General features: G+C 74.9%; 20 protein-coding genes. 9 read left to right on the forward strand and 11 right to left on the reverse strand.

Annotated features, from left to right (window positions below; genetic code table 11):
• Positions 1-139: 139 nt before the first annotated feature.
• Positions 140-1924 carry a glyoxylate carboligase gene (gcl, locus tag ELQ39_RS05690; protein WP_242591226.1) on the reverse strand — a complete coding sequence of 595 codons (1785 nt, stop codon included), beginning with the start codon at positions 1922-1924 and terminating at the stop codon, positions 140-142.
• 211 nt (positions 1925-2135) lie between these two features.
• Between gcl and ELQ39_RS05695 the strand changes: the two genes are divergently transcribed.
• Genes ELQ39_RS05695 through ELQ39_RS05705 form a run of 3 tightly spaced genes read left to right on the forward strand, consistent with a single transcriptional unit; the run spans position 2136 to position 3878 of the window.
• On the forward strand, positions 2136-2810 hold the full coding sequence (locus tag ELQ39_RS05695; RefSeq protein WP_242591227.1) for a hypothetical protein: 675 nt from the start codon (positions 2136-2138) through the stop codon (positions 2808-2810).
• A gap of 43 nt (positions 2811-2853) precedes the next feature.
• Positions 2854-3408, forward strand: a complete 555-nt coding sequence (locus ELQ39_RS05700; protein WP_242591228.1) for a GNAT family N-acetyltransferase — start codon at positions 2854-2856, stop codon at positions 3406-3408.
• Entirely contained in the window at positions 3405-3878 is a 474-nt protein-coding gene (locus tag ELQ39_RS05705) for a GNAT family N-acetyltransferase (protein ID WP_242591229.1), read from the forward strand. The genes ELQ39_RS05700 and ELQ39_RS05705 overlap by 4 nt, the downstream gene beginning before the upstream one ends.
• A 7-nt stretch (positions 3879-3885) precedes the next feature.
• Here ELQ39_RS05705 and ELQ39_RS05710 read toward each other — a convergent pair whose 3' ends face one another.
• Positions 3886-5478, reverse strand: a complete 1593-nt coding sequence (locus tag ELQ39_RS05710; protein ID WP_242591230.1) for an AMP-binding protein — start codon at positions 5476-5478, stop codon at positions 3886-3888.
• The gene (locus ELQ39_RS05715) at positions 5475-7148 is read right to left on the reverse strand and encodes an AMP-binding protein (protein WP_190001390.1); all 1674 of its coding nucleotides are present in this window, start codon (positions 7146-7148) and stop codon (positions 5475-5477) included. The genes ELQ39_RS05710 and ELQ39_RS05715 overlap by 4 nt, the downstream gene beginning before the upstream one ends.
• 158 nt (positions 7149-7306) lie before the next feature.
• Between ELQ39_RS05715 and ELQ39_RS05720 the strand changes: the two genes are divergently transcribed.
• Both ELQ39_RS05720 and ELQ39_RS05725 read left to right on the forward strand, forming a co-directional pair.
• On the forward strand, positions 7307-8137 hold the full coding sequence (locus tag ELQ39_RS05720) for a helix-turn-helix transcriptional regulator (protein ID WP_242595548.1): 831 nt from the start codon (positions 7307-7309) through the stop codon (positions 8135-8137).
• Between the two features lie 153 nt (positions 8138-8290).
• Positions 8291-11101 carry an ATP-binding protein gene (locus ELQ39_RS05725; protein ID WP_190001389.1) on the forward strand — a complete coding sequence of 937 codons (2811 nt, stop codon included), beginning with the start codon at positions 8291-8293 and terminating at the stop codon, positions 11099-11101.
• Positions 11102-11628: 527 nt separating this feature from the next.
• Here ELQ39_RS05725 and ELQ39_RS05730 read toward each other — a convergent pair.
• Complete coding sequence (locus ELQ39_RS05730; RefSeq protein WP_242591231.1) at positions 11629-12750, reverse strand: winged helix DNA-binding domain-containing protein; 1122 nt, start codon at positions 12748-12750, stop codon at positions 11629-11631.
• A 176-nt stretch (positions 12751-12926) separates the two neighbouring features.
• Between ELQ39_RS05730 and ELQ39_RS05735 the strand changes: the two genes are divergently transcribed.
• The 3 genes from ELQ39_RS05735 to ELQ39_RS05745 all read left to right on the forward strand — a co-directional run bounded on the left by ELQ39_RS05735 (position 12927) and on the right by ELQ39_RS05745 (position 14798).
• Positions 12927-13355 (forward strand): hypothetical protein, encoded by a 429-nt coding sequence (locus ELQ39_RS05735; RefSeq protein WP_242591232.1) that lies wholly within the window; start codon positions 12927-12929, stop codon positions 13353-13355.
• 105 nt (positions 13356-13460) lie between these two features.
• The gene (locus ELQ39_RS05740) at positions 13461-14390 is read left to right on the forward strand and encodes a polysaccharide pyruvyl transferase family protein (protein WP_225640195.1); all 930 of its coding nucleotides are present in this window, start codon (positions 13461-13463) and stop codon (positions 14388-14390) included.
• A gap of 66 nt (positions 14391-14456) precedes the next feature.
• Complete coding sequence (locus ELQ39_RS05745; RefSeq protein WP_242591233.1) at positions 14457-14798, forward strand: DUF3040 domain-containing protein; 342 nt, start codon at positions 14457-14459, stop codon at positions 14796-14798.
• 123 nt (positions 14799-14921) lie between these two features.
• On the opposite strand, the gene ELQ39_RS05750 is transcribed toward ELQ39_RS05745, so the two are convergent.
• The 7 genes from ELQ39_RS05750 to ELQ39_RS05780 are packed head-to-tail and all read right to left on the reverse strand — an operon-like array spanning position 14922 to position 21236.
• The gene (locus tag ELQ39_RS05750) at positions 14922-15818 is read right to left on the reverse strand and encodes a glycosyltransferase family 2 protein (protein WP_190001384.1); all 897 of its coding nucleotides are present in this window, start codon (positions 15816-15818) and stop codon (positions 14922-14924) included.
• Entirely contained in the window at positions 15815-16690 is an 876-nt protein-coding gene (locus ELQ39_RS05755) for a glycosyltransferase family 2 protein (protein ID WP_242591234.1), read from the reverse strand. Before ELQ39_RS05755 ends, ELQ39_RS05750 begins: the two co-directional genes overlap by 4 nt.
• Entirely contained in the window at positions 16687-17646 is a 960-nt protein-coding gene (locus ELQ39_RS05760; RefSeq protein ID WP_190001382.1) for a glycosyltransferase family 9 protein, read from the reverse strand. The genes ELQ39_RS05755 and ELQ39_RS05760 overlap by 4 nt, the downstream gene beginning before the upstream one ends.
• On the reverse strand, positions 17643-18593 hold the full coding sequence (locus ELQ39_RS05765) for a glycosyltransferase (protein ID WP_190001381.1): 951 nt from the start codon (positions 18591-18593) through the stop codon (positions 17643-17645). The genes ELQ39_RS05760 and ELQ39_RS05765 overlap by 4 nt, the downstream gene beginning before the upstream one ends.
• On the reverse strand, positions 18590-19579 hold the full coding sequence (locus tag ELQ39_RS05770) for a glycosyltransferase family 9 protein (protein WP_242591235.1): 990 nt from the start codon (positions 19577-19579) through the stop codon (positions 18590-18592). The genes ELQ39_RS05765 and ELQ39_RS05770 overlap by 4 nt, the downstream gene beginning before the upstream one ends.
• Positions 19576-20232: a D-glycero-alpha-D-manno-heptose-1,7-bisphosphate 7-phosphatase gene (locus tag ELQ39_RS05775; protein WP_242591236.1), complete on the reverse strand. Its 657-nt coding sequence runs from the start codon at positions 20230-20232 to the stop codon at positions 19576-19578. The genes ELQ39_RS05770 and ELQ39_RS05775 overlap by 4 nt, the downstream gene beginning before the upstream one ends.
• Complete coding sequence (locus ELQ39_RS05780) at positions 20229-21236, reverse strand: glycosyltransferase family 2 protein (RefSeq protein ID WP_242591237.1); 1008 nt, start codon at positions 21234-21236, stop codon at positions 20229-20231. The genes ELQ39_RS05775 and ELQ39_RS05780 overlap by 4 nt, the downstream gene beginning before the upstream one ends.
• Before the next feature lie 437 nt (positions 21237-21673).
• Between ELQ39_RS05780 and ELQ39_RS05785 the strand changes: the two genes are divergently transcribed.
• The gene (locus ELQ39_RS05785) at positions 21674-22114 is read left to right on the forward strand and encodes an SRPBCC family protein (RefSeq protein WP_242591238.1); all 441 of its coding nucleotides are present in this window, start codon (positions 21674-21676) and stop codon (positions 22112-22114) included.
• Positions 22115-22203: the final 89 nt, after the last annotated feature.

Genomic DNA, 22203 nt, shown 5'->3' on the forward strand with positions numbered 1-22203 from the left:
CGACGTCCGCCCGTGTCATCGGTCGGCACGCCGGGACGCTCACGACTCGTTGTCCGGCTCCCGTCCACTGCGGACACGTGCGGGAGGCCGCCGACAGGACCAGGGGCAGCGGCGTGCGCCCTGGCCCGGTCGCGCGTTGTCAGAGCCGCAGCGGCCGGACCGCCGTCGGCGCGTGGCCCGGTTCCGTCGCGACGGGTTCGAACTCGACCACGTCGCTTATGTCGTTGGTGGTCGACATGGCGATGTTGGTGACGCGTTCCAGGATCGCCTCCACGATCACCGGGACGCGGTGTTCCGCCGCCAGCTTCTTCGCCTGCTCGAAGGCCGCGCCCAGTTCGTCCGGGTCGGTGACGCGGATCGCCTTGCAGCCCAGTCCCTCCGCGACCTTGACGTGGTCGACGCCGTAGACGCCCAGTTCGGGCGTGTTGATGTTCTCGAACTCCAGGTTGACCTGGAAGTCGATGTCGAAGGCGCGCTGCGCCTGGCGGATCAGGCCCAGGTAGGCGTTGTTGACGAGGACGTGGACGTAGGGGATGCGGTGCTGTGCGCCGACCGCCAGTTCCTCGATCATGAACTGGAAGTCGTAGTCGCCGGAGAGGGCGACGACCTGGGCCTCCGGGTCGGCCTTGGCCACGCCCAGCGCCGCCGGGACGGTCCAGCCGAGGGGGCCTGCCTGGCCGCAGTTGATCCAGTGGCGCGGCCGGTAGACGTGCAGCATCTGCGCGCCCGCGATCTGGGAGAGGCCGATGGTGGTGACGTACCGCGTCTCGGGCCCGAAGGCCTTGTTCATCTCCTCGTAGACCCGCTGCGGTTTCATCGGCACGTCCTCGAAGTGCGTACGGCGCTGCAGCGTGGCGCGACGTTCTCGCGCGGAGGCCGCCCAGGCCGTGCGGTCGGGGAGGCGGCCCTCGGCCCGCATCTCCTCGGCGACCTCGACGAAGAGTTCCAGCGCGGCGCGCGCGTCGGAGGCGATGCCGTAGTCGGGGGCGAAGATGCGGCCGATCTGGGTGGGTTCGACGTCGACGTGCACGAAGGTGCGGCCGGCGGTGTAGACGTCGAGGCGTCCGGTGTGGCGGTTGGCCCAGCGGTTGCCGATGCCGAGGACGAAGTCGGACTCCAGGAAGGTCGCGTTGCCGTAGCGGTGCGAGGTCTGCAACCCGACCATGCCGGCGTTGAGTTCGTGGTCGTCGGGGATGACGCCCCAGCCCATCAGCGTCGGCACGACGGGCGTGCCGGTCAGTTCCGCGAACCGCACCAGCAGGCCGGCCGCGTCGGCGTTCACGACCCCGCCGCCCGCGACGATCAGCGGCCGCTCGGCGGCGTTCAGCATGCCGAGCGCCTTCTCGATCTGCGCGCGGGTCGCGACGGGCTTGTAGACGGGGAGCGGCTCGTACGTGTCGGGGTCGAACTCGATCTCCGTGAGCTGCACATCGATCGGCAGGTCGATCAGCACGGGCCCTGGACGGCCCGAGCGCATCAGGTGGAACGCCTGCTGGAACACGCCGGGGACCTGCGCGGCCTCCAGCACGGTCACCGCCATCTTGGTGACCGGCCGGGCGATGGACGCGATGTCGACGGCCTGGAAGTCCTCCTTGTGGATCACCGCGGTCGGCGCCTGCCCGGTGATGCAGAGGATCGGGACGGAGTCGCCTGACGCCGAGTACAGGCCGGTGATCATGTCGGTGCCGGCCGGACCCGACGTGCCGACGCACACGCCGATGTTGCCGGGGTGGGTGCGGGTGTAGCCCTCGGCCATGTGGGAGGCGCCCTCGACATGGCGGGCGAGGGTGTGGCCGATGCCGCCGGACGCCTTGAGCGCCGCGTAGAACGGGTTGATCGCCGCGCCGGGGACACCGAACGCGACGTCGACGCCCTCACGCTTGAGGATCTCGACCGCCGCTCGGGCAGCCGTCATTCGAGCCATGGAGTACTCCTGTTTCGGCTTCTCGGATTCGCACGCCCGTCGCGCCCCGCGGTGAGCCGCTCCACCTATTCCACATAGTGGAATATTGTTTCTGCTATCTGGAATGAATGTAGAAGCGGTGGGAGGAGGCCGTCAAGAGAGCCGCAAGTACCGGACATCGGCGGGCCGGAGGAGGACGATGTACCCGCCTCGAGAACAACGGAGTGGACCCATGTCCGAGAGCCTCCCGGTGCGCTGTCCCGCCTGTCGGCGCTCGCACCGCTACACGGTCCCGGCCTACCCCTGCGTCTGCGGTGCGCCCGTCGCCGCGCCGCTGGACCCCGACCGGGTGCCGGCCGCCGTCGGGCATCGCTCCTGGAGCGAGGAATGGGTGACCGTGCGGTGCGGCAGCTGCGGCACGCACGACGAGTGGCCGCATCCCGAACTGGGCTGCCCCTGCGGGACGCTGCTGCGCATCCCGGTCACGGGCGAGCGCGCGGAGGCGCCGGCCGGCGAGGGGCCGGGGCGGCCGGCCGGCCCCGCCGTGCCGATCCGCACCGCGCGCGACGCGGTCACGGCGGCGGTGCTGTATCTGCGCCGCCTCGGCCACGACGACATCCGGCGCGCGGACCAGCGGCCGACGTCCGGCATCGGACTGGCCGGCCGGGGCGTGCTGGCCCAGCTCGACCCGTCGCCGCGGCGCGCGACCCCGCGGGACGTGGAGTGCCTGTGGCTGACCGCCATGACCGAGTCCGCGGCCTGCCTGTACTTCTCCCTCTCCGGCTACACCGCCGAGGCCCGCGTCCGCGCCGACGCCCTCGACGTCCCGCTGTTCGTCCTCGACGCCTCGGGCGCCGCCCGCCCCCAGAACGCCCCGGCCGTGGCGCTGGACGCGGACGCGTCCTGAAACTCGGGCGACGCGTGCGGCGGACGGGCCCGATACTCGTCGGATGCGCATCCGCCCCGCCGCCCCCGCCGACCTGCCCGCCCTCCAGGACGTCGAACGCACGGCCGGCGCGCCGTTCCGCGACCTCGGCATGCCGGAGATCGCCGACGACGACCCTCCCGCCCTGGACGAACTGGAGCGCTACCGGAAGGCCGGCCGCTGCTGGATCGCGGCAGAAGAGGACGGCGAGGGCGACGGCCGGCCCGTCGGCTATCTGATCGCCGAGCCGGTGGACGGCGCGCTCCACGTGGAGCAGGTGTCCGTGCACCCGGACGCGGCCCGCCGCGGCGTGGGCCGCGCCCTGCTCGCCCACGCCGCACGCCACGCCCGCGAGGAGGGCTGGACCGCCCTCACCCTCACCACGTTCGCCGACGTCCCGTGGAACGCCCCGTACTACGCCCGCCTCGGCTTCCGCACCCTGGCCGCATGCGAGCTCACCCCGGGCCTCCACCGCATCCGCGCCGAGGAGAGCGCCCACGGACTCGACCACTGGCCCCGCGTGTGCATGCGACTGGAACTGCCGCGCGACGACACGACGTCCGGCGGTCCGTCCCGATGACGATCAGGCAGGCACGCGCGCACGACCTTCCCGGATTCCTCGGCCTGGCGGCGCAGGTGGAGCAGTGGTTCGGGCCCATGGTGGAGGAGCCCGGTTTCCATGACGCGGTGCGCCGGCACATCGCCGGCCGGGACGGCCACGCGGCTCTCGTCGCCCCGTCCTGCGGGACCCGCCTCCTCGGCGGGCTGCTGTTCGGGACGGAGGGGCCGACGTATCACGTGCACTGGCTCGTCGTCTCCAGCCGCGCCCGCGGCACGGGCGTCGGACGCGCGCTGATCGAGGAGGCGGTACGCCGCTGGGTGCGCGGTCCCGGCGAGATCGAGGTGGTCACCTTCGGCCCGGACCATCCCGGTGCCCATGTCAGCGGCGCCCGCGTCTTCTACGAACGGCTCGGCTTCGTCCCCGCCGAGGCCGCCGCTCCGGGGCCGGAGGGCGGCTCCCGGCAGGTCTACCGGCGAGCGGTGGGCTGAACGGGGCTCAGCCCGTCGTGTACCTCTCCCGGAGCTCGATCTTGCGGACCTTGCCCGAGACCGTCATCGGAAAGGTCTCCAGGAGTTCCAGGCGGCTCGGCACCTTGTAGTGGGCCAGGCGGCCGTCGCAGTACGTCCGCAGCTCCTCCAGGGTGAGCGGGTCGGCCGGGTCGCGGGGGATGACGCAGGCGAGGACCTCCTCGCCGTAGCGCTCGTGCGGGACCCCGACGACCTGGACGTCCGCGACCTTCGGGTGGCCGTGGAGGAACTCCTCGATCTCGCGCGGGTAGATGTTCTCGCCACCCCGGATGATCATGTCCTTGATGCGGCCGACGATCTCCACGTAGCCGTCGTCCCGCATCATCGCCAGGTCTCCGGTGTGCATCCAGCGGCCCCGGTCGATCGCCTCGGCGGTCTTCTCCGGCTCGTTCCAGTAGCCGAGCATCACGCTGTAGCCCCGGGTGCACAGTTCGCCGGACGTGCCGCGCGGGACGGTGACACCGGTGGCCGGGTCGACGACCTTCACCTCGATGTGCGGCAGGACGCGGCCGACGGTGCCGGTGCGGTGCTCCAGGTCGTCCTCCATGCGGGTCTGGAGGGACACCGGGGAGGTCTCCGTCATGCCGTAGCAGATGGAGACCTGCTCCATGTGCATCTCGGCGACCACCCGCTTCATCACCTCCACCGGGCAGGGCGAGCCCGCCATGATGCCGGTGCGCAGCGAGGTGAGGTCGTAGGAGGCGAAGTCGGGCAGGTTCAGCTCGGCGATGAACATCGTCGGCACCCCGTACAGCGAGGTGCAGCGCTCCTGCTGGACCGCGCGCAAGGTGGCCGCCGGGTCGAAGGACGCGGCGGGGATGACCATGCAGGCGCCGTGCGAGGTGGCCGCGAGGTTGCCCATGACCATGCCGAAGCAGTGGTAGAACGGCACCGGGATGCACACCCGGTCCTGCTCGCTGTAGGCGATCGACTCCCCCACGAAGTAGCCGTTGTTGAGGATGTTGTGGTGGGAGAGGGTGGCGCCCTTGGGGAAGCCGGTGGTGCCCGAGGTGTACTGGATGTTGACGGGGTCGTCGCAGGACAGCTCCGGGTACACGGGGTCCGGGGTGGCGCGGGCGATCAGCGCGTCCCAGGTCGGGTCGCCGATGTACACCACCTCACGCAGCTCGGGGCATCTGCCGCGCACCTCCTCCGCCATCGCCCGGTAGTCGCTCGTCTTGTGGCTTTCGGAGGCGACGAGCAGGCGGATGCCGGACTGCTTGAGGACGTACTCCACCTCGTGCGTGCGGTAGGCCGGGTTGATGTTCACCATGATCGCGCCGATGCGGGCGGTGGCGTACTGCGTGAACACCCACTCGGGGCAGTTGACCGCCCAGATGCCGACCCGGTCTCCCTCGGCGACACCGGAGTTGAGCAGCGCGGACGCCAACTCGTCGACCTGTGCGGCGAATTCGGCGTAGGTCCAGCGGCGGCCTGACGGCACGTCGACGAGCGCCTCACGGTCGGGCCAGGCGGCGACGGTGCGGTCCAGGTTGGCGCCGATGGTGTCGCCGAGCAGGGCCGTGGCGCCGGTGCCGTGGCTGTAGGAGAGTCCGGTCACCGGAAGTCCTCCTCGCGGTACTCGGCGGTCGAGCCGGCCGCCGTCGCCTCACGCAGTTCGATGCGGCGGATCTTGCCGGAGACGGTCTTGGGCAGCTCGCCGAACTCCAGGCGGCGGATGCGCTTGTAGGGGGCGAGCACCTCGCGGGAGTGCTCGAAGAGGACCTTCGCCGTGTCGGGGCCGGGCTCCCAGCCGTCGGCGAGCACGACGTACGCCTTCGGCACGGCCAGCCGCAGCTCGTCCGGCGCGGGCACCACGGCCGCCTCGGCGACCGCCTCGTGCTCCAGCAGCGCGCTCTCCAGCTCGAACGGGGAGATCTTGTAGTCGGACGCCTTGAACACGTCGTCCGCGCGCCCGACGTAGGTGATGTAGCCGTCCTCGTCGCGGGAGCCGATGTCGCCGGTGCGGTAGTAGCCGCCGGCCATCGCCTCCGCCGTGCGGTCGGGGTCGCCGTGGTAGCCCGTCATCAGGCCGACGGGCCGCTCGGACAGGTCGAGCGCGATCTCGCCCTCGGTGGCGCCGGGCGCGCCGGAAACGGGGTCGAGGAGCTCGACGCGGTAGCCGGGGCTGGGGCGGCCCATGGAACCGGTCTTGAGGACCTGGCCGGGGCTGTTGGACACCTGCACGGCGGTCTCGGTCTGCCCGAAGCCGTCCCGGATGGTGACGCCCCAGGCGCGCCGCACCTGTTCGATGACCTCCGGGTTGAGGGGCTCGCCCGCGGCGACGACCTCGCGGGGCGGGGTGCTCAGCCGGCCCAGGTCGGACTGGATGAGCATGCGCCACACCGTCGGCGGGGCGCAGAAGGTGGTGACACCCGCCTTGTCCATCTCGGCCATCAGACGGGGCGCGTCGAAGCGGGTGTAGTTGTGCAGGAAGACGGTCGCCTCGGCGTTCCAGGGGGCGAAGAGGTTCGACCAGGCGTGCTTGGCCCAGCCAGGCGAGGAGATGTTGAGGTGCACGTCACCGGGGCGCAGGCCGATCCAGTACATGGTCGCCAGATGCCCGATCGGGTACGAGGTGTGGGTGTGCTCGACCAGCTTGGGGCGGGCGGTGGTGCCCGAGGTGAAGTACAGCATCAGCGGGTCGTCGGCGAGGGTCGGCCCGTCGGCGGCGAACGCGTCGGACGCGCCGTACGCGTCGGCGTACGGCAGCCAGGCGCCGCCGGGCTCCTCCCCCACCGCGATGCGGGTGTAGTCGCCGGGCACCTCGTCGAACTTCGCGGCGTCGGCGGAGCGTACGATCACATGGCGGACCCGGCCGCGGTCGACGCGGTCGCGCAGGTCGGCGGGGCCCAGGAGCGGGGTGGCGGGGATGACCACGGCGCGCAGCTTCATCGCGGCCAGCGCGGTCTCCCACAGCTCGGCCTGGTTGCCGAGCATCACCAGCACCCGGTCCTCGGCGGCCACGCCCCGCTCCCGCAGCCAGTTCGCGACCCGGTCGGAGCGGCGCGACAGTTCGGCGAAGGACAGGCGCGTCCCGCCGCCGTCCTCCTCCACCAGGTGAAGGGCCGTGCGGTCGTTGCCGTCGGCGATCTCGTCGAACCAGTCGAGGGCCCAGTTGAAGCGCTCGGGCCGGGGCCAGACGAAGTCCCGGTAGGCGGTGGCGTAGTCCTCACGGTGTTCCAGCAGGAAGTCCCGGGCCCTGCGGAACTGCTCCGTCGCCGTCGTCATGCGTCCTCCTCGGTGCCGGACCTTGCCGGGCGGCTCACCGCCATCGTGTAATCCGTGATGCAGGTCTCACTACCCCCGAACGGGGGTGTGCGCCCGCACACGGGCCGCGGTGAAGGGGCGAACAGGTGACAGCAGACCCGACGAGGACGGGCGGGACGGTGGAGATCCGGGGTGCGCTGGCCCGGCTGCGGCGTACGACGGGACTGCCGGTGGCGTTCGGCGGGCTGGTGGAGCCGGGGCGCCGGCAGGTGCGGATCAGCGAGCTGAGCGGCACCGCCACCCCGGCGCTCAGCTCGCTCGCGGTGACCCCGGGCAACGGCCTGGGCGGCAAGGCGGTCGCGCTGGCCCGGCCGTGCGCGGTGACGGACTACTCCGTCTCCCGCCAGATCAGCCACGAGTACGACGCCCCCGTCGCCGCCGAGGGCCTGCGCTCCGTGGTGGCCGTGCCGGTCGTCGTGCGGCGGAGGGTGCGGGCGGTGCTGTACGGCGCGCTGCGCACCGCACGGCCGCTCGGCGACCGCACGCTCGGGGAGGCGGTGCAGGTCGCGCGGGACGTGGAGCAGGCGCTGCTGGTGCGGGAGGAGGCGGCGGAGCTGCTGGCCGCCGCCGATCCGGCGCCGGAGCCGGGAGCGGGCCCGTGGCGGGAGCCCGGCGCCGGCGCCCGGCGGGAGCGGGTGCGGGAGGCGCACGCGGCGCTGCGGGCGCTGGCCCCGCGGATCACCGACCCGGCGCTGCGGGCGGAGCTGCTGGACGCGTGCGCCCTGCTCACCGCGCGGGAGACGCCGTCCGGTGCGGTGCGGCTCGCGCCCCGGGAGGTGGACGTGCTGGCCTGTGTCGCGGCGGGGGCGACGAACGCGGCGGCGGCCGCCCGGCTGGGGCTGACGACCGAAACGGTCAAGGCGTATCTGCGGTCCGCGATGCGGAAGCTGGGGGCCGGGACCCGGGGCGAGGCGGTGGTCGCCGCCCGCAGGGCCGGGTGGTTGCCGTAGATTTGCGGTGTTCTCCCACGGACGGCAATAGCACGAGTGCACCTTTGATTAGCAGTTGATCGGAACGTTGTCATTTACCTCACTACACCGTCCGCCGGAATTGAGGACCCTGTTGCCTAATATTGGCCAGGACACGCCACACGGAGGGGAGCGGTGACCGTGCGACGGGACGACAAGGAGCCTGCCAGGTACCGCCCCGACCTGGTCATCGGCCGGGAGGAGCTGTTCGCCGACGCCAGGGCGCAGCTCGCGCGCGGCGGCAGCGTGCTCCTGCACGGCCCCGCCGGAATAGGAAAATCGACCGTGCTGCGGGCACTTGCGGCGGAAAACGCCGCGGCGACGTCGCGCGTGTTGCGCTGCTCGGCCACGGAGTCCGAATCCCATCTCCCGTTCCTCGCGCTGGCCGACCTGTTCGGTCTGGTGCTGGACGAGGTGGCCCCCCGGCTGCCCGCCGCCCAGCGCACCGCCCTGGAGTCGGCGCTCACCGGACGCGGCGAGTCCACCCTCCAGCGGGACGGCCTGGCGCTGCGGCTCGCGGTGCTGTCCACGTTGCGCGCGCTGTCCGCCGAGGGGCCCGTCCTGGTCGTCGCCGACGACCTCCAGTGGCTCGACCCGGCCAGCGCCGAACTGCTCGGCTTCGCCGCCCGCCGTCTGGGCGACAGCCCGGTGCGCATGCTGTGCGCGGTGCGCACGGAGGACGAGGAGTACGACCGTCATCTGCGCGCCTGCCCGCCGGACACGCTGGCCGTGCGGCTGGGCCCGTTCTCCCGCACCCAGGTGTCCGCGCTGCTCGACCACCGCGGCTACACCACCCTGTCCCGCTCCACCGTCCGTGACATCCACCGCACCAGCGGCGGCAATCCGCTGTTCGCCCTTGAGCTGGGCCGTGCCCTCGCGGAGAGCCCCACCCGGCCACGGCCGGGCGAGCCGCTCCCGGTGCCGACCTCACTGCGGGCGCTGGTCCTCAGCCGCCTGGAGATGCTCTCCGACGAGGCCCGCCGCACCCTGCTGGTGGCCAGCGCCGGCGCCCGCCCCACCCTCGCCCTGCTGCACGCGGCCGGCCGGGACAACGCGGAGGCCGAGACCGCCCAGGCGGCCTCCCTCGGGCTGCTCATCACCGACCCCGAGGACCCGGCGCTGCGCTTCACGCACCCGCTGATCTCCGCCGCCCTCTACGCGGAGGCCCCCGCCCACGAGCGGCGCGCCGCCCACACCGCGCTGTCCACGGCCGCCTCCGACCCGATCGAACGCGCCCGGCACCTGGCGCTCGCCTCCACCGGACCCGACCCGGAGGTCGCGGCCCGGCTGGCCGAGGCCGCCGCGATGGCCCGCGACCGGGGCGCGCCGTCGGTCGCCGCCTCCCTCGGACTGCTCGCCGCCCGGCACACCCCCGCCGACTCCGCGCCCGCCCCCGACGAGCGGCGGCTCCAGGCCGCGGAGGACGCCATCACCGCCGGCGAGGTCGACCTCGCGCGGGACATCGCCCGCGAGGTGCTGACCCGGGCCACCGTGCCGGCCGAGCGGGTCCGGGCGTGGATGGTCGTCATCGAGGCGGCCGGGCAGGCGCTCGGCGAGGTCGACGCCGTCTTCCCGCAGGTGCTCGCCGACGCCGGGGACGACCCCCGGCTGCTCGCCCTGGTCCACTACCAGCTCGCCTGGCGGGAGGTCGTCGTCAACGGGGACTTCGCGAAGTCCCGGCAGGAGGCCGCGCACGCGGCGGAGCTCGCCGCCCGCGGCGGCGACCGGCGCACCGAGCTGATGGCGCTGGCCTTCCAGTCGTCCACCGAGACCCTGATGGGCCACCCTGACGCCCCCGCCACGATCCGGCGCGCCCTCCAGGAGCCCCAGGATCCCGACGTCTCCAGCCACCACAACGGCGCCGCGATGTCCCGGTTCCGCTGGCTGCTGATGAGCGACCAGCTCCCCGAGGCCCGTACGGCCATCACGGCGCTGCTGCGGGAGGCGCGGCGGCGCGGCATGGTCGAGAGCGAGGTGCACTTCTCCCGGCTCCTCGCCGACACCGAACTGCGCTTCGGGCACTGCGGGCGCGCCCTGGACCTGGCCGGGGAGAGCCTGCGGCTGGCCCGCGACTCGGGCATCGGGGAGAGCGCGTCCGCGATGCTCGCCTCCGTCGCCGAGGCGTCCGGAGGGGACGTGGACCGGGCGCTGGCCCTGGCCCGCGAGTCCGCCGACCACGCCGAGGTGGACGGCGACCAGCTGTACCTGTCCCTCGCCCTGGCGGCCCTGGGGTACGCCCAGCTCGTGTCCGGGGACGCGCAGGCCGCGGTGCGCTCGCTGCGCCGGGTGCGCGAGCTGGAGCAGGGCATGGGCATCACCGACCCGGCGCGCGGCCGCTGGCAGGGCGACCTCGCCGAGGCCCTGGTGCGGATCGGCGAGCCCGGCGAGGCGCAGGAGCTGATCAACGTCACCCGGGTGCACGCGCTGCGGCTGAACCGCGCGAGCGTGCTCGCGGTGCTCGACCGAGCGGAGGCGCTGGTGCGCGCGGCGCGCGGCGAACACCAGGCCGCGGTCGCCCAGTTGACGTCGGCGCAGGAACGGTTGGCCAAGCTGGGCTACGGCCTGGAGGAGGCGCGGGCCGCCTTCGCGCGGGCCCGGCTGCGCTCCCGCGGTCCGGGACCCGCCGGGTACGACGAGGCGGCGCGGCTGTTCCGGCGGTGCCGTGCGCTGCCGTGGCTGCGGCAGGTCGACGAGGCCGTGGCGGCCGGCCCGGCGGAGGCCGACCCGGCGCCCTCGGCGACACCGGCCGCGCTGGACGGGCTGGCCTCGATGGAGCGTCAGGTCGCGGCGCTGGTCATGGAGGGCGCCACCAACCGGGAGATAGCCGGGCGCCTGTTCATCAGCGTCAAGACCGTCGAGGCGACGCTCACCCGGGTCTACCGCAAGCTGGGCATACGCTCCCGCGTGGACATCGTGCGGCTCGCGGCGGGGCGCCGGGCGCCGTAGGTGACCCGGGTCACGGGGCGTCGTGACGCGTGCCACGATGGATGCCGCGCTCGCGCCGTGCCGCGCTCGTGGCGGGCCTTCGAGGGCGCCTCAATCGGCCGACGTGACCGGAAACCGGCTGGTCCGGTCCCCGGCGACCGAGGGTTTTCCCTGTCCGACTCCCCCTAGGGGGTTCCCTCATTGGGACCGCCCCTGGCCCGGTTCTAGCGTGTGACACGTGCCGATCGCTCGGGCACGTCGGGGCTCGCCCCCGATGCCCGGACCCCCACCCCGCGCGACCCCCACCGGCAACTGGAGGAGACCCATGCGAGGGCTCAGCCGCACCAGACTGTCCGCCCCCGGACGCGCCATCGCCGCCGCGACCGCCGCCGCCTCCTTCACTTCTCTCCCTGTCCGCCCCTCCTCGTCCGGGGCTGACCCCATGATTTCCTGAGCAACCCTCAGGTCACGACCAGGGGGCGTTGCGGGCTTCCACGAGCAGCCCGCAGCGCCCCCTCTCCAATGCCTCCTGCTGTTCCCTGCGGACGTCACTCCCGTACCGTCCCGAAGCGGATGTCGTACGCCGTCCCCGGGTGCAGGATGCCGAGCATCCGCTCCGCCTCCTTTGTGATCTCCGCCCGCCGGGCCCGGTCGAGATGTCCGAAGGTCTCGACCGTGAGGGCGTCGTCGTCCAGGCGCCACAGCCCCGCCAGCACGCCGTCCACCAGCAGGGTGCGGTAGGCGATGTTCCCCTGCCAGTGCCGGCCCTTCAGCTCGGGCGGCACCACACGGGTGCGGTCGGCGTGGGAGAGCAGCAGGTTGTCGAACTCGGGCAGGAAACGGGGCGGGGCCGGGGTGTCCGGGTCCGGGCGGGGCGCGTCGGGGAGGTCGAAGAGTTCGGTGCCGTTCTCGTCCCGGAAGGTGACGAGCCGGGGCCGCAGGCGCTCGAAGGCGTCACGGAGCCGGGTGAGTCCGGCCCAGGTCTGCATGTCCTTCACGGACGCGGGGCCGAACGCCGCGAGGTAACGCAGCACGGTGGCGTCCGGCGCCGGCGCGGGTTCGGCGGGCCGGCCCAGCCACTGCTCGGCGGTGGTCAGCCGGACCTGGCCGCTGCGGCCCCACAGCCCGCGCGGGGTGATCTGCACCAGCGGCAGCTTGCAGCGGGCGGCGACGGAGAGGGCCTGCGGGTCGGCGTCCGGCCAGTCCGCCAGGAGGGCCTCACGCAGCTCCTTCATGGTGCGCGGCGCCTCCTCGACGAGGGCGCGCGCCCTGGCGGCGAGGCGGTCCAGGTCGACACCGGCGAGCCCGGCGCGGAAGTGGTGCAGCTCCCGGTCGCGGGCGGCCTGCACCAGGGGCCGCAGGGTGAGGCAGTCGCCGGCGGTGTGGGTGTGGATGGTCGAGCGCAGGGTGACGATGCGGACCACCTCGCGCTCGGCCATGGGCCGGGACAGCGCCTCCGGGGTGAAGCCGTCGAGGCGGGCGGCGAGGGCGTAGTACGGCGGCTTGACGTTCTGCGCCTGGAGGCCGACCAGATGCTCGACGGCGGCCGTCGCGGACATCGGGGAGCGGCTCAGCAGGAGCTGCCGGGCCAGGGTCGCCCGGTTCAGCGCGCGGGGGCCGAGGACGGGCGGCGACGGCGGGGCGGCGGTGGTCCGCTTCGACTTCGTCATGCGGCCACGCTAGCGGTGATGTAGGACGGATCCCGTCCTCTTTCCCGATCCGGACAGCCGACTCCTCACCGGACAAAACGCGGCGGAGTGTAACGCCCTGACCGCCCGGCGGCGCTGAACATCCGGGCAGGACTCCGGCCCCGGTGCACGACATCCCCCCACGAAGGAAACCCCACATGACTTCCTCCGCCCCCTCCCCCGACGACCTCCCGGTCTACGACAGACTCGTGCGCGAGCGCGGTGACGTCGTGGCCGAGGTCCGCGAGGTGGCCGAGCGGACCCAGTTCGAGGTCCGCCAGGCGCTGGCGGGCACCGTCCGTCCCCGGCCGCCGCAGAACGGCCCGCGCCAGCAGCAGGGGCCCGGCGGCCCCCGCCACCCCCAGGGCGGTCCGCGCCGGCCGCAGGGCGGGCCCCGGCAGCAGCAGGAGCAGGCACAGGGTCCCGGGCAGGGGCCTGGACAGCCGCAGGGTCCTGGTCCGCAGGGAGGCGGCCCGCAGGGTCACGGTCCGCGTCCGTTCGAGGACGGACCCCGGCAGGAAGGCGGCGGGCCGCAGGAGGGCGGCGACGGACACCACGAGGAGCCGCAGCGCCCCGACGCCGGCTGACCGCTGCTCCCTGATCCCTGATCCCTGCTCCCTGATCTCCGATCTCCCCTCCCCGATCGTGCGCGGGCCGATTGCCGTCCCGCCGGGAGGGGCACTCGGTGCGCCGTGCACGAGCAAAGCCGAACAGCATCGCGCAGGATCCTGCTGACCGGGTGGTTCAGCTTCCGCGACGGGGAGGCGACCGCCGGGGACGTTCTGGCCCTGCACCGGGTCGAGACGGTGCTGCGCGGGTCCGGCACGCGGTACGACATCGCCTGGAGCCCCGGCTTCCGGCCGGACGCGCTGCACCTCGACGCCGCACGGCCCCACGACTACTCGCACCTCGTGTTCGTGTGCGGGCCGCTGCACGGGCCGCAGGTGGAGGAGCTGCACCGGCGGTTCGCGCACTGCGTGCGGATCGCCGTGGGGACGTCGGTGATCGACCCGGACGAGCCGGCGGTCACCGGGTTCCACCGGGTGCTGGCCCGGGACGCGCCCGGCCGTGCGCCCACCGAGGACCTGGCTGCCCGCGCGCCCGCGGTGCCGCCGCGGCCGGTGGTCGGGGTGATCCTCACCCACGGGCAGCACGAGTACGGGGCGCAGCGGCGGCATGGAGAGGTCGCCGAGCGGGTGACGCACTGGCTGGCCGGGAAGGACTGCGCGCGGCTCGAACTGGAGACACGGCTCGACACCCGCGACTGGCATCTGAACGCGACACCGGCGCAGGTGCAGTCGGTGCTGGCACGGCTCGACCTGGTCGTCACCGACCGGCTGCACGGGCTGGTACTGGCCCTGCGGGTCGGCACGCCGGTGATCGCGGTCGACCCGGTGGCGGGCGGCGCGAAGATGACGGCACAGGCGCGGGCCGTCGGATGGCCGGCGCTGCTGCCGGCGGAGCAGGTGGGCGAGCGACGGCTGGACCGGTGGTGGGACTGGTGCCTGACCTCCGGCCGGGTGGCCGCGCGGCAGGCCCGTGAGACGTTCCGCGAGGGCCGGCTGCCGGACGGAGCGGACCGTCTGCTGGAGGCGCTGACGACCCGCGCGGGCGCCGGTTAGGGCGCGGGTCCGCCGGGCACCCGGACCCACGTCCACCCTGGCGGTCGCGGTCGTTGGAGGAAGACGGTGTCCCTCGGTCGGCTCCCCGAACACGAACAGCACATCCTCGACGAGATCGAGCGGTCGCTGCGGCGTGACCGCCGCCTCAACCGGCTGCTGCGGGGCCGTCGGACGCGCCGCGGCCCCGATCCGAAGCGGTTCGCGGCCCGCGTGGCCCGCTGCGACCCGCGCGGCCGGACGGTCGCCCTCCTGGCCGTGCTGTCGGTGGCCCTGATGGTGACGGGCCTCGTCACAGCGGCGCCGTGGGCGATGTGGACGTTCGCGGTGGTGTGGCCGGTGGTGGTGTTCCTGGGATTCCGGCTGCTGTCCAGGTGGTCGGGCGACGCGGGCCCGTCCGACGGGCGGTGAGAACCCGCGCGAGCCGCGCACGCCCACACCGGCCGCTCCCGGCACGGCCCGCTGCCCGGGCGGCCCCGGAGTGCGGCCCCCGCACCTGGGCAGGGTCCGGGGCACGTCGGCGGGTGTGCGGGGTCAGCCCGTGTAGCGGCGGGCCTTCGAGGCGCGTTGGGTGGGCTCCAGGAGGCGGAGGCGGGACTCGACCTCCCGGGGGAGCACACGGCGCTCGCGGAGGATCCACGGGAGGGCGGCCGCCGCCTCCGTGAAGGCGAGGAGCGACGTCGTGTCGCGCGGCACCGTGCGGGCCAGGTTCAGGGTGCGGCGCAGGGCGGGGACGACCGGGCGGCGGAGCCAGGTGAACCACAGGGTGTTGCGGATGCCGTGGCGGCGGCGCAGGGTCGCGTCGCGGGCCTCGGACGCCTGGTGGTGGATCGTGAGGTCGTCGGCGTAGACGAGCCACCAGCCGTCGGCGGCGAGGTCGACGGCGAGCAGTTCCTCCTCCCCGCCGAGCCACAGCTTGGGATGGAAGCCGCCCGCTTTCCGGAAGGCGTCCGTGCGCAGCACGGTCGCGGCGGCGAGGAAGGAGCCGAGCGCCGGTCCGGGCAGCCACGGCGGTCCCGGCACGGGCGACTCGCGCAGCTCGCGGACGATCGGGTCCTCGGTGCCGTGCGGCTCCACGACGATGCGGGCGGTGACGGAGACGACGCCGGGGTGCCGGTCGAGCAGGTCGGCGGCGCCGGCCAGGGAGCCGGGCGCCCACCACGAGTCGTCGTCGCAGAAGGCCACGTACGGGGTGGTGACCTCGCGGACCGCCAGGTTGCGGCCGACCGCGCCCAGGTTGCGGCCGGGGCGCAGCAGCCGGACCTCCGGGTGGTGGCGGGCGACGGCGTCGGCGGTGCCGTCGGTGGAGCCGTTGTCGGTGACGATCACCTCCGGCCGTTCGGGGAGTTCGGCGAGCCGGTCGAGGGTGCGCAGCAGCTCGCGGCGGCGGTTGTGGGTGATGACGACGACGGTGGTGCGGAGGTCGGTCATGCGGTCGCCCCTTCCAGTTCCAGCCTGCGGGCGGCGCGCTCCACGTGCGGGGGCAGTGGGCGGCGGGCGCGCAGAGCGGCGGGGAGCCGGGTGAGCGTCTCGCGCAGGGCGCGGCGGGCGGTCGTGTCGGCGCGGGCCTCGGCGGCGAGGGCGCCGGTGCGGGCGAGGGCGTGTCGGACGGGGCGGCGCAGCCACGCGGTGAGCACCTCGTTGCGGCGCTGCTGGGCGGGCCGGCCCGGGCGGTCCGAGGTGGCCGGGTGGTGGTGGGCGACGACGTCGGGGCAGTGGGACACGCCCCAGCCGCGGGCGGCGAGGTCGTAGGCGAGGCAGGTCTCCTCGCCGCCGAAGAACAGCACCCGGTGGAAGCCGCCCGCGTCGAGGTAGGCGGTGCGGCGGACGACGGAGGCGCAGGCGAGGAAGCCGAGCACCTGGACGCCGGGGAGGTCGGTGGCGGGGCCGAGGGGGGAGCGGGCGAGGAGGCCGTTGAGCGGGTCCTCGGCGTTCTCGGGGCCGACGAGGGTGCGGGCGGCGATCAGTCCGAGCCGGGGGTGGGCGTCGAACAGGTCGGCGGCGCGGTCGAGCGCGCCGGGCGCCCACCACGAGTCGTCGTCGGCGAACGCGACGTACGGGGTGTCCAGCGCGCGGGTGCCGTGGTTGCGGGCGAGGGCGCCGTGGTTACGGGTGAGGGCGAGGACCCGTACGTGCGGGAAGTCGCGGGCGACCATGGCGCGGGTGTCGTCGGTGGAGGCGTTGTCGGCGACGAGGATCTCCGGCCGTTCGGGCAGGTCGGTGAGGTGCCGCAGGGTGACCGCGAGTCGGTCGCGGCGGTCGCGGGTGGCGATGACGACGCCGACGCGGGGGTGGCGGGTCATGGAGCGGGCTCCTCGGGTGCGGGCAGGCGGTGCAGGGCGTCCAGTACTTCGCCGGGGGTGATGCGCAGCAGCGCCGGGTCGGGGCGGCGGGCGTGCGGGTCGCCCTCGGGGCCGTGCCACAGGGCGATGTGCCGGGGGTGCGGGGGCGGGCCCCAGTGGCTCGGTGGCACGGGGCCGAACAGGGTGACGCTGGGAACGGCATGGGCGGCGGCGAGGTGGGCGACGCCGGTGTCGCCGCTGACGACCGCGCGGGCGCCCGCGACGAGCGCGGACAGCCGGTGGAAGGGCAGGCCGCCGGAGAAGACGTCCGTGTCGGGCAGCCGGGCCTCCTTGGCGAGCCGTGCCACGAGGTCGTCCTCCCCCGCGCCCCCGGTGGCCACGACCCGCAGGCCCCGCCCGCGCAGGGCGGAGGCGACGGCGGCGTACCGCTCGACGGGCCAGCAGCGGGCGGGCGCCCCCGCTCCGGGGTGCAGGACGACCGCGCCGGGGGCGGGCGAGGGCGTGTGCGGGCGGGGCAGCCTCAGATCGGCCGGGTCGGCGTCGACGTCGTAGAAGGCCAGCAGCCGGCACCAGCGGTCGCGTTCGTGTTCGTCACGGTGCCAGGGCGGGCCCTCGATCTCGGGGGTGCCGGGGTGCGCGAAGGCGAACAGCCGCGCGGGGCGCAGGGCCTGCAGCAGGCGGTGGCTGGGCGGGCCGTTGCCGTGCAGGTCGACGGCGACGTCCGGGGGCGGCCCGCTCCAGTCGAGCGTGCGGGGGACGGCCCGGCCGGGCGCGGAGGCGGGCAGCAGCCGGTCGACGGCACCGGTCGCCTCGGCGACGGGGGCGAGGCCGGCGGGCGCGGCCAGCACGATCTCGTGGTCCGGGAAGCCCCGCCGCAGCGCCCGCAGCGCGGGCACCCCGGCGAGCAGGTCCCCGAGCCCGAGCGCCCGCAGCACGAGCACCCGGAGGGACGTCATCGCGTGACCTCTTTGAGGAGGCGTTCCCAGTCGTCGAGGAAGCGGGGCAGGCCGTAGCGGGCGAGGGCGGCGGCGCGGGCGAGCTCGCCGGTGCGGCGGGCGGCCAGGGGGTCGGCGACGAAGTCCCGTACCGCGTCGGTGAGGACCTCGACGCGGTTGGAGACGACGCCGGCGCCGGGCGGCACCGCCTCGGTGACCTCGGTGGTGGCGAGGGCGACGACGGGCATGCCGAGGTGCATGGCCTCCAGCAGGGACAGGCCGAGGGAGGTCCAGCGCACCGGGTGCACGTAGACGCGGCGGCGGGCCATCTCGGCGTGCAGGCGGGCCTGGGTCAGTTCGTGGGAGCGGCACCGGTCGGCGGGCAGTCCCAGGTGGCCGGCGAGGCCTTCGGTGCCCATGCCGAACACGTCGAGCGGCGCGGCGGCGGCGAACCCGGGCAGCAGGTCGGTGCCGGTCGTACGGCCGCGCCGCACCGGCTCGTTGACGACGACGGCGGCGTGCGGCAGCTCGCCCGTCCACAGCGGACCGGGGTCGACGATGCCGTGCTCGATCACCGTCGTGGGAGTGCGGCCGGCGTCCCACATCAGCCGGTTGAAGTGGGTGACGTGCACGAGGGTCACGCCGGGGATGTCCGCCGCGGGGTGCCGGGTGTCGGGGACGTCGCCGTGCGGGGCGTTGTGCTCCAGGTAGACCAGCGGCGGGCGGCGGCGCAGCCAGCGGTCCACGAGGCCGATCTCGTGCGGGCGTTGCAGCACGACGACGTCGACGTCCTGCTCGGCCAGGCGCTCCGGCTCCACCTCGACGACCGTGTCGGGCCAGTCGAAGGTGCGGGCGCGGCCGAGTCCGTCGGGTCCGCGGTCCGGGGTGACGGGGACGACGTAGGTGTGCGGTCCCTGCACGAAGGCCGTGGTCCACGACCCGTGCACATGCCACAGCAGGATTCTCATGCCACCTCCACGAGCTTGTCGACCGCGGCGACGACGTCGAACGCGGTCACGGTGTCCAGGCAGGGATGGCCCGGTACGGGGCAGCGCCGGGCGCGGCTTCCGGCGCACGGGGCGTCCTGGTCGCCGAGCAGCAGGTGGGGCACGCCGTAGGGGCGCCACCGCTCGGCGGGGACGACCGGCGCGAACAGCGACACCACAGGGGTGCCGACGGCGGCGGCGAGATGGGCGGGGCCGGTGTTGCCCGCGACGACGCAGTCGGCGCCGGCGAGCACCCCGGCGAGCCGCGGGGCGTCGGTGCGGCCGCCCAGGTCGACGGCGCGGCCGCCGGCGACGTACGCGGTGAGGTCGCGTTCCCCCGCGCCTCCGGTGACGACGACGCGCCGTCCGGCGGCGGTCAGTTCGCGGACCGCCTGCGCGCAGCGTCCGGGGCTCCAGGCGCGGGCGGGCACGCTGGCGCCCGGGTGGACGACTACGTACGGCCCGTCGCCGGTCAGCCCGTCGGCGGCGGGCGGCGGGAGGACCCGTAGCCTGCCGTCGTCGACGCGGGGGAAGCCGGCCGCCTCGGCGAGGTCGATGGCGGCCTCGGCCTCGTGGGCGTGCGGGGCGCGGTGGTGGCGTACGTCGAGGAGGCTGCCGGGGTGGTCCTCGCTGTCGGCGGCGATGAAGGGCACGCCGGCCAGCCGCAGCAGCAGCGCGGTGGGCAGCGGCGACTGGTGGAACGAGGTGAGGACGAGCGCGGCGTCGGCGTCGACGGACGCGACGAGCTTCTCGATGTCGTCCCGGTCCACGGGCGGCGGCCGGAACCCGGTCCACGGGGACTCCCAGACGAGCACCTCGTCCACCCCGGGCAGCAGCCGCGCGGCGGGCGCCCCCTGCGGTCCGCACAGCAGGGTGACGTGGTCGGCGCGGGCGGCGACGGCCCGTACGGCGGGCCCGGCGAGCAGCACGTCGCCGAAGCTGTCGAGCCGGGTGACGAGGGCTCTCACAGGTACCTCCGGGTCCGGGGCGGCGCCAAGTCCGGGCCGGCCGGCAGGCGCCCGGCTCGTCCGGAGGCCACCCGCGCGTGCTCGGCGTCGGCGTACAGCCCCAGCGCGGGGGCGCCGCCCGGTGCCTCCCACGGCGGGCCGTCGAGGATCATCCGTACGGCGGCGGGCAGGTCGCGCGCCACGTGCGGGGCGGCGGCGGTCTCCTCGGGGCGGGTGACGGGCGTGGGGACGAGGACGGCGTGCGCGCCGGCCCGGCAGGCGGCCTCGACGTCGGAGCCGATGTCGCCGACGACCACGCAGTCGGCGGGGTCGACGCCCAGCCGGCCGGCGGCGTCGAGGATCATGCCGGGCCGGGGTTTGCGGCAGGGGCAGCCGTCGTCGGGGCCGTGCGGGCAGAAGGCCCGGACGTCGAACGGGCCGAGGAGTTCCTCGACGCGCTTGTTGACGCGCCGCACGTCGGCCTCGGTGAGCAGTCCGCGGGCCACGCCGGACTGGTTGGTGACGACACCGAGGCGGATACCGCGGGCGCGCAGCGCGTCGAGCGCCTCGCGCGCCCCTTCGACGGGGCGCACGCGCTCCGGGGCGGCGTTGTAGGGGACGTCGTGCACCAGGGTGCCGTCGCGGTCGAACAGCACCGCCCGCACGGGGCTCATCGGGCCACCTCGCGCCAGGCGGGGGCGTGCCGGTGGCGCCAGGCGCCGGCCAGGCGGTGCCAGGTGGCGGCGGGCGGGATGACCACGCTGGTGGCGAGCACGGTCGCTACCTCCTCGGGGGTGCGCGGCCCGGGCGCGATGCGGGCACGGGCGAACTCGGCGGTGCCGGCCGCCCACCCCGCCGCGCAAACCGCGGCGGCTCTGCGGTGTCCGGTGACGGCGAGCGCGCACGCGGCGGCGCCGGCGGCGGTGATCGCGGTGTGCCGGCGGATGCGTCCGCGCGGTGAGACGGCCCTCTCCCACCAGCCGGGGCCGTGCAGCCGCCGCATCAGGGCGTCGTCGGCGTGGCCGCGCTGCTCGCGCACCGCCGCCCAGCGGGAGGCGGGGCGCACGGGGTGCAGGGTGGTGCGGCAGCCGCGGCGGATGCGCCAGCCGGCGTCGAGGAGCCGCAGCGCGAGGTCGGCGTCCTCGCGGTGCGCGCGGGGGAAGCGTTCGTCGAAGCCTCCGGCCCGGCGCAGGGCCTCGGTCCGGTAGGCCATGTCGGCGCTGATCCAGCGGGCCCGGGCCAGTCCCGCGGTGCCGCGTTCCCAGTCGGTGGGGCGGCGTCCGCCGGGCAGCGGCACGGTGATGACGCCCGGCACGCCCGCGGTGTCGGGCGTCGCCTCGTCGAGGTCCCGCTGGAGCTGGGCGCACCAGTGCGGCCCGACCTGGACGTCGTCGTCGACGAACACCACCCAGGGTTCGGTGACGGCGCGCAGTCCGGTGTTGCGGGCGGCGGCGGGGCCGCGGGCCTCTCCCGGCAGCACGGTGGTGCGGGCGCGCAGGTCGCCGAGGACGCTCAGCGCGTGCTCCAGCGGCTCCGGGTCGGGGACGGGCGTGGCGGGACGGTCGTCGACGAGGACGATGCGCTCCGGGCACGGTCCACGCGCGGCGGCCAGCGCGGCAAGGCAGTCGGCGAGGCTGTCCCGCACCAGGGTGGGGATCACGACGGCGTACGGCGTCATCGCGGCGCCCTCCCTCCGCACCCGGCGCACGGCCCGCCCGGGCGCGGGCCCGCGGGGGCGGGGCGGCGCTCGGGGAACGGGGCGTGGTCACCGGGGTCGTGCATGGGAGTGGGCTCCGTCCCTGCGTCGGGCCAGTTGTGCGGGGAGCGGGTGCCGCACCCGACCTGCGTCAAACCGTTGGACACAGCTCGCCCTGCTTCGTGTGGATATGCGGCGCTCTGCACCAGCGTGCACCGAGACGCAGTCCGGCGCAGGTCGGAGGGCGGGACGGGCCGGGGGTCGCCCGACCGTCCGGTGACAACTCTCACCGGGCGCGATCACCCGGACGGACGCACGCGGAAGCGGACGGTTCCGCAGCTGCTGGCGCCGGGGAGGGCGGAGCCGGGGGCGGTGTACCGCTGAGGGCGGGAGCGGCGGCAGGCTCCTAGGATCGGGGCGTGGCCACCTTCGAGCTCCAGCGCACCGTGTCCCTGCTCCCCGCCGAGGCCTGGCGGCGGGTCACCACATGGCCCCGGCACGGTGAGGTGGTCCCGCTGACCCGTGTCACCGTCACCACTCCCCCGCCCACCGGCGAGGGCACCCTGTTCGTCGCCCGCACGGGCGCGGGTCCGCTCGGCTTCGACGACCCGATGGAGGTCACGGCGTGGCGGCCGCCCGCGGGCGACTCCCCCGGGTTCTGCCGCCTGGAGAAGCGCGGGCGGACGGTCATGGGGTGGGCGGAGATCGAGGTGCACGCGCGTCCCGGCGGTCGATGCCGGGTGGTGTGGCGGGAGGACGTCCGGGTGCGTTTCCTCCCCGCCGTGTGCGACGGGCTGCTGGCGCGGGCCGGACGCGTGATGTTCGGGCGGGCGGTGGACCGGCTGTTGCGGGGACGCTGAACTCCGCGAGTCCCGTCGAAGGCCCGGATTCCGTGCGCCGGAAAAGCAGTCGCGTCCCGTGGCGCGGGCCACTACTTTCCCGGTGGCAT

The organism is Streptomyces sp. GB4-14 (assembly GCF_022696125.1).
Classification (GTDB): domain Bacteria; phylum Actinomycetota; class Actinomycetes; order Streptomycetales; family Streptomycetaceae; genus Streptomyces; species Streptomyces werraensis.